This is a genomic window from Pseudomonas sp. S37, assembly GCF_016658545.1.
Lineage (GTDB): Bacteria > Pseudomonadota > Gammaproteobacteria > Pseudomonadales > Pseudomonadaceae > Aquipseudomonas.
Genome location: NZ_JACVZC010000077.1, coordinates 17,866 through 29,808, shown reverse-complemented (window position 1 = coordinate 29,808; position 11,943 = coordinate 17,866). Strand labels below are relative to the sequence as shown.

At 57.1% G+C, this 11,943-nt stretch carries 11 protein-coding genes and 1 tRNA gene; 6 read left to right on the top strand and 6 right to left on the bottom strand.

Going from position 1 to position 11,943, the window contains the following annotated elements; genetic code table 11:
• Positions 1-194: 194 nt before the first annotated feature.
• The 4 genes from yacG to IAE39_RS20180 are packed head-to-tail and all read right to left on the bottom strand — an operon-like array spanning position 195 to position 3,092.
• A complete protein-coding gene (gene yacG, locus IAE39_RS20195; protein ID WP_201205810.1) occupies positions 195-395 on the bottom strand; it encodes a DNA gyrase inhibitor YacG in 201 nt (66 codons plus the stop codon).
• Entirely contained in the window at positions 392-1,015 is a 624-nt protein-coding gene (gene coaE, locus IAE39_RS20190) for a dephospho-CoA kinase (protein WP_201205808.1), read from the bottom strand. Before coaE ends, yacG begins: the two co-directional genes overlap by 4 nt.
• Positions 1,015-1,881: a prepilin peptidase gene (locus IAE39_RS20185; protein ID WP_201205806.1), complete on the bottom strand. Its 867-nt coding sequence runs from the start codon at positions 1,879-1,881 to the stop codon at positions 1,015-1,017. Before IAE39_RS20185 ends, coaE begins: the two co-directional genes overlap by 1 nt.
• Before the next feature lie 2 nt (positions 1,882-1,883).
• The gene (locus tag IAE39_RS20180) at positions 1,884-3,092 is read right to left on the bottom strand and encodes a type II secretion system F family protein (protein ID WP_201205804.1); all 1,209 of its coding nucleotides are present in this window, start codon (positions 3,090-3,092) and stop codon (positions 1,884-1,886) included.
• 217 nt (positions 3,093-3,309) lie between these two features.
• Between IAE39_RS20180 and IAE39_RS20175 the strand changes: the two genes are divergently transcribed.
• The 5 genes from IAE39_RS20175 (at position 3,310) to IAE39_RS29750 (ending at position 7,509) form a co-directional block, all read left to right on the top strand.
• Entirely contained in the window at positions 3,310-3,720 is a 411-nt protein-coding gene (locus IAE39_RS20175; protein ID WP_201205800.1) for a pilin, read from the top strand.
• A gap of 71 nt (positions 3,721-3,791) precedes the next feature.
• A tRNA-Thr gene (locus IAE39_RS20170) sits at positions 3,792-3,867 on the top strand.
• A gap of 161 nt (positions 3,868-4,028) precedes the next feature.
• Positions 4,029-5,351 (top strand): tyrosine-type recombinase/integrase, encoded by a 1,323-nt coding sequence (locus tag IAE39_RS20165; protein ID WP_201205798.1) that lies wholly within the window; start codon positions 4,029-4,031, stop codon positions 5,349-5,351.
• 893 nt (positions 5,352-6,244) lie between these two features.
• On the top strand, positions 6,245-7,225 hold the full coding sequence (locus IAE39_RS20160) for an integrase domain-containing protein (RefSeq protein WP_201205796.1): 981 nt from the start codon (positions 6,245-6,247) through the stop codon (positions 7,223-7,225).
• A complete protein-coding gene (locus IAE39_RS29750) occupies positions 7,222-7,509 on the top strand; it encodes a hypothetical protein (RefSeq protein WP_236548717.1) in 288 nt (95 codons plus the stop codon). Before IAE39_RS20160 ends, IAE39_RS29750 begins: the two co-directional genes overlap by 4 nt.
• Positions 7,510-7,657: 148 nt before the next feature.
• On the opposite strand, the gene IAE39_RS20155 is transcribed toward IAE39_RS29750, so the two are convergent.
• Both IAE39_RS20155 and IAE39_RS20150 read right to left on the bottom strand, forming a co-directional pair.
• Entirely contained in the window at positions 7,658-8,551 is an 894-nt protein-coding gene (locus IAE39_RS20155) for a nucleotidyltransferase domain-containing protein (RefSeq protein ID WP_201205794.1), read from the bottom strand.
• 13 nt (positions 8,552-8,564) lie between these two features.
• Positions 8,565-9,512, bottom strand: coding sequence for a patatin-like phospholipase family protein (locus tag IAE39_RS20150; RefSeq protein WP_201205792.1), 948 nt, complete (start codon positions 9,510-9,512; stop codon positions 8,565-8,567).
• A 224-nt stretch (positions 9,513-9,736) separates the two neighbouring features.
• Here IAE39_RS20150 and IAE39_RS20145 point away from each other — a divergent pair, with 224 nt between their 5' ends.
• Positions 9,737-11,485 carry a diadenylate cyclase gene (locus IAE39_RS20145; RefSeq protein WP_201205790.1) on the top strand — a complete coding sequence of 583 codons (1,749 nt, stop codon included), beginning with the start codon at positions 9,737-9,739 and terminating at the stop codon, positions 11,483-11,485.
• The last annotated feature ends 458 nt before the right edge of the window (positions 11,486-11,943 follow it).

The following is an 11,943-nucleotide window of genomic DNA, read 5'->3' as shown; positions in this document are numbered from 1 at the left end:
GCCTTGCGTCGCGAAAGGGCTGCGCAGCAGCCCCGGCGATCTCTGCATTAACGCCAAAATCCGGGGCCGCGTTGCGGCCCATCGCGACGCAAGGCCGCTCCCACAGGTTATCTCGTCAGTCTTGAGGCTTGCGAAGGGCATTGTAGGAGCGGGTTTACCCGCGAAAGGGCCCGCACAGCCCCCGTATTATTGGATCAATGCCGCGGCTCCAGGTCCCCCGAATACAGCTCATCCTCGGACTCTTCCGACCCCGGTATTTTATGGTCTTCAGCCGCCCAGGCCCCCAGGTCGATCAGCTTGCACCGGTCCGAACAAAACGGCCGGAACGCGCTTTTCTCGTTCCATTCCACAGGTGCGCCGCAGGTCGGGCAATCGACGGTCAATGGCTGGCTCATGGCTGGCCTCCTTTCAAAGTCAGGTAAAAGTGGTGCAGGCGGTCAATCTGCTCATGCAGCGCGGCCAGGTCGCCGTCATTGACCACCACATCATCGGCATGGCGCAGGCGCTCCTCACGGCCCAGCTGGGCCTGCAGTATCGCCTGCACCTGCTCGGCACTGGTGTTGTCCCGCGCCAGGGTACGCGCTATCTGCAGTTCCTGCGGCACATCGATCACCAGCACGCGCTGGGTCTTATGGTATTGCCCCGACTCAATCAGCAGTGGCGACACATATACCGCATACGGCGACTCGGCCTTGGCCAGGTAGCTGAAAATCTCCTGCCCGATCAGCGGGTGCAGCAGCTGCTCCAGCCATTTGCGCTGCGCCGGATCGGCGAAGATCAACTGGCGCAGGGCCGCACGGTCCAGCTGGCCGTCCGCCTGCAAAACACCCGCGCCAAAGCGTTCGACGATTCTGGCGAGGGCCGGGCGGCCAGGTTCCACAACCCAGCGCGCCGCCTGGTCGGCATCGACCAGGTGCACGCCAAGCTCGACGAAGCGCTCGGCAGCGGCGCTCTTGCCGCTACCAATGCCGCCGGTCAGGCCGAGAATCCAGGGGGTAAAGGCCGCAGTGGTCATCAGTATCCAAGCAGTTGCAGGTAAGAGGCGTATATTTCATCACCCCAGAGCACGGCAATCCACCCCGCAATCGCCAGATAAGGGCCAAACGGCATGGCCGTGCCCAGTGCATGCCGGCGCAAACGCAGCAGGCACAGGCCCACCAACGCCCCGACCACCGACGACAACAGCAGCGTCAACGGCAACACCTGCCAGCCACCCCAGGCGCCAATCAGCGCCATCAGCTTGAAGTCGCCATAGCCCATGCCTTCCTTGCCGGTGACCAGCTTGAACACCCAGTACACCGACCACAGGCTGAGGTACCCGGCCACCGCGCCCCACAGCGCGTCGCTGAGCGGCACGTAGAGGCCAAAGGCATTGACGATCAGCCCCAGCCACAGCATCGGCAGCACCAGCACATCCGGCAACAGCTGGTGATCGGCATCGATAAGGCTCAGCGCCAACAGGCACCAGGTCAACGGCAATGCCAGCAACCCTTCGGCCGTAGCCCCAAAGCGCCAGGCCACCAGCAGCGACAGCAGCGCGGTGGCCACCTCCACCACCGGGTAGCGCGGGCTGATGCGGGTTTTGCAGGCCGAGCAGCGTCCACGCAAAGCCAGGTAGCTAATGACAGGAATGTTCTCCCACGCACGAATCTGATGCGCGCAATGCGGGCAGCGCGAGGCGGGCAGGCACAGATCGAAGCGTTCGTGCGGCGTGGTCGGCAACCCCAATACCTCCTGCGCCTCACGCTGCCATTGCCGCTCCAGCATGATCGGCAGGCGATACACCAGCACATTGAGAAAACTGCCTACCAGCAAGCCGAGCAGCGTGGCCAGGGTGAAGAAATACGCCGGCTGCTCAGCCAGGAAAGTCCATAAAGTCATGTTCAGATCAAGCTACCCAACTGGAAAATCGGCAAGTACATCGCCACCACCAGGCCACCGACCAGCAGGCCCAGGACCAGCACGATGGCCGGCTCCAGCAGGCTGGTCAACTGGTCCAGCGCCTGGCTGACCTGTTCCTCATAATGGCTGGCGGCTTTCTCCAGCATCTGGTCCAGCGTGCCGCTGGACTCACCGATGGCCGTCAGTTGCACCAGCAACGGCGGAAACAGCGGCTCAGCCGCCATCACCTGGTTCAACCCCTGCCCATTGGCCATGCCCTGGCGCAGCCGCAACACCGCCTGCTCATGCAAATCGCCACCCGTTACCCGCGCCACCGTACCCAGTGCATCCAGCAACGGCACCCCGGCGCCATAGGATGTCGCCAGGCTACGCGCAAACCGCGCCAACGCCGCCTGCCCCAGTAACTGGCCGAACACCGGCAAACCCAGCACCCGTTGAGCTATCCACAGGCGCGCTGGCGCATGCTGCCGGTACAGCTGGCGCACGGCAAAACCTAGCACCACGGCCATCACCAGCAACAGCGGTGCAAACCGACCCAGCCCTGTGGACAAGTCGATCACCCACTGGGTAAAGGCCGGCAACTGCGCGCCCATACCAGAGAACATGCCCTCGAACTTAGGGATCACCTCCAGCAACAAGATCGCCGCTACCCCCAGCCCGGTCAGCAACAGCAGCAGCGGGTAGACCATCGCCTTGCGCACCTTCTTGTGCAGCGCTCGCCGCTGTTCCAGCATGCCCGCCAGTTGCTCCAGCTGCCGGTCCAGCGTGCCGGACTGCTCCCCCACCCGCACCAGGTTGCAGTACAGCGCATCGAACCAGGCCGGGTGCCGCTGCAGCGCATCCGCCAGCCCCAGCCCCGAAGCCACATCCTGTTTCAATCTACCCAGCAACGCCGCCAGCGCCGCATCGCAGCCACTGCGCCCCATCACCTCGAACGCCTGCAACAGCGGCACCCCGGCCTTGAGCAAGGTCGCCAGTTGCCGGCTGAACCCCGCCGGGTCGGCCTTCTCCCGCCGTTTGGGCAAACTGAGTTTTACCCCGCTGGCCGGCCGCAAACTGGCGACGGTAATGCCTTGGCGAATCAGCCCGGCACGCACATAGGCCGGGCTGCGCCCGGGCGTCTGGCCGCTGACCGGCGCGCCGTTGGCATCGGTGCCGTGCCAGCTGTAAAGCGGTGTGGATGTACTCATGCAAAGGTCCTTGTTCTGCCCCTGCGACAAGCCTGGAAACAGCTTGCCGCGTCCATGAAAGGGCGCGCGTCCATGATGCTCACTAGAGTAGTTCAGCGAAGATGACGCCCAAGCGGGCAGGGGTGACAAAAGGTGTCTGTTCAGGCCTACTGCGCCGCTGCCGCTTGGGGCGCGACCGACCTCAATGCGTAAGCGAACACACAAGGGAAATACGTTCATGAAAGGGCAACGCGGTATCACCCTGATCGAACTGATGATCGTGATTGCGATCATCGGCATTCTGACCACCATCGCCTTACCGATGTACACCAACCACCAGGCCCGCGCGAAGGCTGCGGCCGGGTTGCTGGAGATCAGTGCGCTGAAGACGGCCATGGACCTGCGCCTGAATGATGGTAAGGACGTGGCCGGCGCGGCCGAGTTGGGTGGCCAGCCGGCAACGGCGAACTGTGCGATCACGGCCAGCGGCAAGGCGGCGGATGGCAGCGGCAGCATTGTTTGCACGCTGGTGGATGCGCCGGCCAATGTGCTGGGCAAGGCAGTGACTTTGACCCGTTCTACCACTGGGTGGGCGTGCACGACCGACATCGAGGAAGACCTGGCGCCGAAGGGCTGCAAGGGGGCCTGAGGGTAGGGCAATAAAGTAGTGGAAACAGGGGTTTGCGTAACGGGTGCGAGCAGTGGTACGTTGCGCTACACGCCGGTGTAGCTCAGTCGGTAGAGCAGCGCACTCGTAACGCGAAGGTCGCAGGTTCGATTCCTGTCTCCGGCACCAGTTCAGGTTCCAGCGAAGGCCACTAAAATCTCTAGAACCCCCGTAAAACCCGCCTTCTGGCGGGTTTTTTCGTTATGGCGTTCCGTCGGAATCCGACAGTTGCCAACCGATTTAGGGGTAACGTTTGGGATAAAGTCGATTCGATAACGGGGTTTACCCTTATGGCTCGTACTACTGCTCCCCTGACCGATACCGCATGCTGTTCGGCCAAGCCTACTGACCGCCCCTACAAGCTTTTTGACGGTGACGGTCTTTACCTCCTCGTTTACCCCAATGGCCGCAAAGGCTGGCGCTTCCGGTATGTGAAACCGGATGGGCGCGAGGGGCTGACCTCGTTTGGAAACTATCCCGTCATCGGTCTCGCAGATGCTCGGCAGAAGCGTCTGGAGACTAAGCGGATGCTGGCTGAAGGCATTGATCCGATTGCGTCCAAGCAGCAGGCCAAGGCCGAGGCGGTTGTCAGAGGCCACACATTCGAGCGCGTTGCCTTGGACTGGCATAAGGAAATGTCCGTGAAATGGGCGCCTGGCCATTCCAGGACCGTGCTGAGTCGTTTGAAGACCCACGTATTCCCGCTGCTAGGCGCACGGGCCATCGTTGATCTGGATACCTACGACCTCATGCAGCCGCTTGAGGCGATCAAGAAGCGCGGCACGATCGATGTGGCGTTAAGGGTACAAAACTACCTGCAGAGCATCATGCGTGAGGCGAAGCGGTTGCGGCTGATTACGGTGAACCCTGCATATGATCTTGAGGGCTTCATCAGCGCGCCACGGGTTATGCACCGGCCTGCACTCCCGCTGTCACGTCTGCCTGAGTTGATGGACCGCATCGAGAACTACAAGGGACGCACGCTCACTCGGCTGACAGTCATGTTGTCGCTGCATGTGTTCGTACGCTCCAGCGAGTTGCGCTTCGCACGCTGGAGTGAGTTCGACCTGAAGCGCGGTATCTGGGAGATACCTGACACGCGGCCCGCGTTGGACGGCGTTCCGTATTCGACCAGGGGAACGAAGATGGCGGGTGACATCCATCTGGTCCCGCTTTCACCGCAGGCTGTGGCGTTGCTCGAACAGATTCATGCGATCACGGGGTACTTCGACCTGGTGTTCACCAGTGACGCTCGCTCGTGGAAGCCTATGTCCGAGAACACGGTCAACAGCGCTTTGCGGAACATGGGCTACGACACCAAGACCGAAATCTGCGGGCATGGCTTTCGGTCCATGGCGTGCAGTGCCTTGGTCGAATCCGGGTTGTGGTCAGAGACGGCTATCGAGCGGCAGATGAGCCACAGGGAGCGCAACAACGTTCGGGCGGCATATATCCACAAGGCCGAGTTCCTGGAGGAGCGGCGAATGATCATGAGCTGGTGGAGCCGTTATCTCGACGCGAACCGGCAGGAGCATATCTCGCCGCATGAGTTCGCGAATCAGACCGGGGCAAACGTTTCTAGCCTAAGAGCAAGGCGTGGCGCAGTCGAGTGAGCGCACGGCTTTGAAGTTTCGATGATCCGCTTTCCATACGGGTCCATCCAAACAGGGCTGCAAAGCCGCCCTGTTTGGATGGACCTCACCTAAAAAATCAAAAGCACCAAATCGGCCACTGGAAACCACGGGATTCCGTACACGCCCAATACCATTTTCAACCACAAAATCCAGCGGGCGTGTCGCTTGACCCTCTCGAATTGCGGGCGTAGAAAAGACAGTGCAAAGGCTGTCGTTGACAGCACCCCAGGTGACCCGAGCCTTCAAGGTCACGCCGCTCCCACGGTGGTTCTCCCCAAGGGCGATTCGCATCCGGCAGCTCGCCCGGTCACTACCCATGTGATGGATGCTCTTACACATATAGCGCTCGTGCGCCAGATACACCGTACCTCGCTGCCCTGCAGCAACATATCCGCTTGGCCGAATCTTGCGCCAACCTATGCCCGTCTCTTTCTGGAAAGAGACGGGCACTTCTAATACTGCTGCAGCCCTGATCGCACAAGGCTTTGCGGCATTCCCCCTCGTGACAATCGGCGTGACAAACGCCGATGTCACCAGGAACAGCGCTGTAGATGATGGTGCCGCAGACCAAGGAATGGACTGCACCTGACTGACAATCAGGCACGCCCCGGTCATCGCAGTGCTGCGTTCACCCGGCTCAGGATCTTCAGGCGCTGGTCTAGTCAGCCAGTGCTGCCTCCACCCGCCCACCGGTAACGGTGTTCAGGAGGCCAGATCATGAGATGCCCGTGCTCCCGGTCGTAAGGAGCCGCCAGTCCCGCGTAGAGGACATTCCCCACAGGTCGCAGGGGCCTTGATCCCTGATAACACTCAACATTCTTGGCGGGATGACGTGGGGCGAGGATCGGAAAACGGCAGATGAGGTGACCGACATGGCATTGGTAGGCAGACGTGATGGCCGCAATTTCGGTTACGGCAGACAATTGAGCTACGCAGGACCGCAGGCGCTGAAAGACATGTTTGGCGGCGGCCATTACGGCACGGTCAAAGCGCACTGTGACCGGTGGCTGGCATTCGTGAAATGGTACCGCTCCGAACACGGACCTGGTCTCAATGATGCGCGGCAGATTGATCGCAAAGTGTTGGCAGACTACGCGGCGTATCTGCGCGACCTGGTTCGGCGCGGTGACCTCGCCGTCAGCACCGCACAAAACCGGCTATCCAGCGTTAACAGGACCATGGCAGCGCTTCGCGGTGATCAGTGCGTGAAGTTGCCAAGTCCGAGCAAGGCGTTGGGTATGCAGCGCACCGGGGTTCGCCAATCGGTGCCGCAGGGCCAAGACCGTGAACAGGTTAAGCAGATCGTCGATGCGCTTTGCAATCGTGACCAGAGACGGGCCGCCGCGATAGTTCTGTTGGCGCGAGCCACCGGCATGCGCTTGCGTGAGGCGATCCTAGCCGACTTGCCACGGCTGAGCCGTGAGGCTAACGGCCTAGGCAGGATCAACATCCAGGATGGCACCAAAGGCGGCCGAGCTGGCGCCTCGGCGCCACGTTGGATTACGGTGGACGACCATGTTCGAGGAGCACTTGGGTTTGCACGGCAGGTGTCGCCTGCGGGTAGCCGCAATCTGATTGCGCCACACGAAAGCTATCTAAATCTTCTGCAAGAAATCATCCGCCCAGCGAGAGACATCCTGCATGCCCACAAGCTCAAAGGCTTCCATGAGCTACGAGCGGCGTACGCATGTGAGCGCTATGAGCAAATCACCCAACACGGCGCCCCTATCAACGGCGGCCAATGTTGCCAGGCAAATAGGCACCTTGATCGTGAGGCACGGAGGCAAATCAGCTACGAGTTGGGGCACGGTCGGATCGATGTGGTTGCTGCCTACGTAGGAGGTCGCAGATGAGTAAGGTATTCGATATGGAGCTGTTCTTGGCAGCGGTGCTGACGGGGTCGTACGCAACGCGGCAGCGCCATTTACGGCAGGCGAAGTTTATCCAAGCTGAGATCTCTAAACGGTGGGGTCGAGAGACACCTTGGACTTGGCAGAGGAAGCATGTGACCTGGTTTCTAGAGCATTGCTTAGCTAATCGCAGTGAGGAGACTCGGTATTACTACGTGCTCACAGTGCGCTTGCTTACTTGCCGTTTAAAAAAACTATGGGTCTTCAAGTGCCAAGCAAAGATCTGATTTTGATAGTCACAACCTATACCTGACGCACCTTGCAGGTGAGAGCAAGGTGCCTGTAGACCGGAATAAATGGTCCCGGCAGTCAGGTACAAAATCCCCTGCTGTGTCGGGCCAGTATACGAATTTATATACCAGATCAATACTTGGCTTACCAATCGTTCCAAAGATTGACTATGGCTTCAATGAAGGCGTCACAGTTGGTCTGCGTCCAGCTTGTGTGATAGCCGTCGCGCAGCAAGTAATACTGTTCGTTGGCGCACAACAGATTTGACTTATCTGCCTCTTGGCGATACCAGTTAAGAATGTTGACAAGGCAATCCTGATAGCTTGTAGTTAGTTTCGTGGTTGGAACGTTGTAGAGCAGGCCTTCGATATAGTACGATGGGGCGCTGCCAGCCTCAATCAATCCATCGTCAACCATTCTGCTACGTATGTTCTTGAGCACGCGAGCCATAGGCTTCAGCCACCTAGATGAGTCCTGATGCTTGGTCGTCAGATTTGCCGAGTGTTGCTTGGGATAGTTTGCAATTAGTTCGCCGTTCTTATTGAAAAAACATATTCCCTCAACGTACGTAGAGTCGCTAATTGAACGAAACTTTGAGTATCGCCGGAATGCAGTGGCCGCAATTACATCGGCCTTTCGGCGCGCGCCAGAAGCATCAATGGCGATAGCCTTTTCACCTGGATTGACTGCCTGTCCATACTGAGCCTCCAAAACAGACAGGACATCGTGCTTGAAATCAGAATACGCATAGGCCGCGGATTCGAAGGCACGACCGTGCGCCTCCTTTTCCTCGTCAGTCAAGCTGACTATATCGCTATAGAAGCAGTCGTCAAGTCTAACAACGATATCCACATCGCTTTCTGCGTATATATTCGTATCGTTGCCATAGGAACCTTGTAGAAAAACTTTGAATTTTTTGCCGGCATACGGCGTCGTAGGGGTCTCAAGTAGGTTTTTAATCGAATTGTAGGTCCGGCTAGACTGTTCGATTGACCCTTGGTGAGACCACGTTTCAAGCTGAGATTCAGGTATAGGCATCCACCCCTCCTTTCTAGATCAAATACTCGCGGAGCTGTAGCTCTCTCGAGGCAAATGACTCGCGGCCACGCTGAAACAAGAGCCCTAGCTTGTTAAGGTCGTGTTCTAGCAGATCGGTGGCCATTTCCGGCGAGACGTATGAGTCACTAATCCGGATGGTCGGTACGTCATGGAAAAGTACTTGTCGCAATTGGTCCATCGACTGAGTATTAATCTCCAGAGTCTTTTGTAGCAACTGGAGACTGATGAGATATTTTTTTGCGAACCGCATTAGCAATCCCGGCTTCGGATCTGGGTATATTCCTACGCCGATACTCACAAGCCGAATGTCCTGCCTGTTGTGCTTAATAGCCTCAACGGCATCCGCAAGAGCGTAGAGCGTAGGGTTGTTCGCGCAGTAGCCTCCATCAATTAGCTCGATGTCTTCCCCACTCGATGTTCGGACGGTGGTACGCTCAAAGAAAGGATACGCGGAGCAGGAGGCCTTGACGGCGTCCGCGATGGATACGCCGAAACCGGGAACAAATGTACTCGTCCTACCATGTGCTTGGGAAACCGTACCCTTGAAGATCATAGGACGTTCGGTCATCCACTTGGCTGTGACGATTCCTACTCCTGTCTTTATGTCACTGAATGTGGCTTCACCGAAAATTTCGTCGGCTAGTAGCTTCAATGCCGCAGACCTGGCCGATGCCTTTTTATGCGACATCACTGTCGGCACATGTTTTCGATACAAATCCAAGATGGAGTCGACGCTATGACCAAGTGCGATCAGAGCGGCAATTATGGCGCCGGTGCTCGTGCCAAACACCAGATCGAACTTCGTGTGCAGAGGCCCTCCAAGCATCGCCTCAATTTCTTTAAGGACACCCAGAGTGTAGAAGCCTTTGGCCCCTCCGCCATCCAGGGTCAGCACACGAAGCCGAGGCAGAGAACTGGATTCATCCTTTCCTTGTGTCATTTACGCGCACTCTTCCTTAGTGTGAGAGATGATGCTGACCTAGCGATAGTACTCGCATCTAACTTCGCCGGAAATGGGCAAAGGAAGGGGCTAGAGTCGTTGAGATGGCTAGGTCCAGGCTATCAATTCCGCCATCAGGAGCTAGAGTGACTGATGCCGAGATGATCGTCACAGTTAAGTAATCTGCCGCAGATTGCGGCACCTTCACGAACTAGGGAGTTGCAATGGCTGGTCGTTCCATCAACCTTTTCATGTGGGGATACCAGGTCAGCTACCGAATTCATGTTCGGTCATTGGTGCATGACGTGCTAAAGCTTCTAGGAGCTCCAGTGGAGGCAGAGGTGCTGCTAGTAGGTGCCCGCAAGCCCGGAAGCATGAATCAAAATCCGGTGTGCGTGGAGCCGGAGGACGGAATGTGGCCTCTGGCTCTCTTCGGCGAGCTGCTCGATTCCGTGGAGTACACCTATACAAACCATGATCTGCAGAACATGTTTTACAGTGACGCAGCCAGCATGCGCGATAAGCCGGAATGGATGCGTCGCGATGCCGTTCGGACCTCGGTGCGCGATGCGCTCAAGGTCTTCGACACAGCGCACGACGTGACTTCGTTCTGCGGCGAGGTCCGGCGCATCGATGAATACTACGTCACAACTGTCATACAGATTCCTAACAGCACTTTCGCCCAATTTTCTCCCTTACCTGACAGGCCTACTGAGGGGCGGCGGCAGGGATACGGACATCGCAGCCTGATCCATGCAGCCATGTCCGCCGTCCTTCATGAAGCAGCGGGAGAGTTGAACCATCCTGAGCCCGGCCGCCTTAGGCGTGACAGCATGAGAAGCGCGGAGGAAGTCATTCGCGTTGGAGCAAGAGACTTTCTACATACGGCAGGGCTTTCGATCGAACGGCAATATTTTCATACTGATCTATTTAGCGCGCTCAATCTTGTCTCGTCTTTGATGTACGAGGGCGCTAAAGGCGTAGGTAACCTCATCCTTGTCAACCCCGAGAACGAATGCGTTGAATTCCTCGCCAAATTCACCGATCCCGTGCCGTTCCGTCAGCCGAGATGGGTGCGAAAAGTTCTGCAGATGGCCTCCACCGGCGTGGGCATCGTCGCAGACAGTCGTCAAATTTATGGCCTAGGGAAATTAAAGGACTCTCACGACGCCTACGCTGCGCAAGATGCGTTTACTGTTGCCTTCATTGATCATTATCACTGGGAGTTACAATGTGGTGATCATGTACTTATTCGCAGTCAATATGGAGTTCCCAAACTTCCGCAGGAGCCTTTCGATAAAGTAGCTTTTCTTGCCAGCTATGTGCGGCTTTTTCCAGGTGCTTTGCCAGAAGATGGATTAAATCTCTGGAGACTGCTGTTAGTACAGATCAATCAAAAACACGGCAGTATGGTGGTGGTCGCGGACGATGCGCCTAGTGAGGCATTGCGGCTTGGCAGTCAAGGGACGCGTATCGAGCCAACCCGGCTGACCGGGTCGTTACTTCGTAGTTTCAGCGGTATCGATGGGACTATACTTCTCGCCCCAGATGGGCTATGTCACGCTATCGGAGTTATTCTTGATGGCGAAGCCACCGATCAATGCACCCCTTCTCGGGGATCACGATACAACTCTGCAATCCGTTACGTGGAAACTGGTCGAGCGCGTAGGCTGGCGATTATAGTTTCTGATGATCGTACGGTCGATATAACGCCTCGTATTCGGCCGTTGGTTAGTCGAGCCAAGCTTGAACAGCAAATAGCAGTATTCGAAATGTCGACAGTTGACAATTATCATGACGCTCGAAACTGGCTCAGTGATCATCGATTCTATATAAATCAAGAACAATGTGCTAGGGTGAATACAGTGCTCGACAGGTTGGATTCTGCCCCAAGGGAAGTTGGTGTCCTCTACATAGAAACTAATCGATTCGTAGCCTATCCCGACATGGAGGACAGTTACCTCACAGACTGATTCGTTGATGCTCCGAGCCAGCGAATCGTAATGCACATAACCACTGACTGTCCTTCAAAGGCCATTTATCGCAGTTAGCGGCCCGTGAAACCTCTGCTCTGGTCGATATCTGCCATTCGCAGAATCGCCTGAGGGCGGCTTTGACACGTGTGTGGTACAGCCCTTCGGTGACCTTCCATCATTCTACTGGGGCTTTGCTGGACCTAGCCCGTTAGCTCCCTAACAGTCACCGGACCTTTTATTTTTCAGCCTTATTAGGGGGTCTGGAGCTCAAGAAAAAATGACGTCAGGATCACGACGTTTAGATTCGGATAGTCCATTGATTTCAAAGGCTCAAAATCTGTCTAAGACCGAGAGTGTTTCAAGATACTACAGAAAGGCCTTGCTATGAGCCGCGATTTTGAAGGGCTGTCCATCCATACAGGGTGGAAACGGATCCAATCAACGGTTTGGGCGCA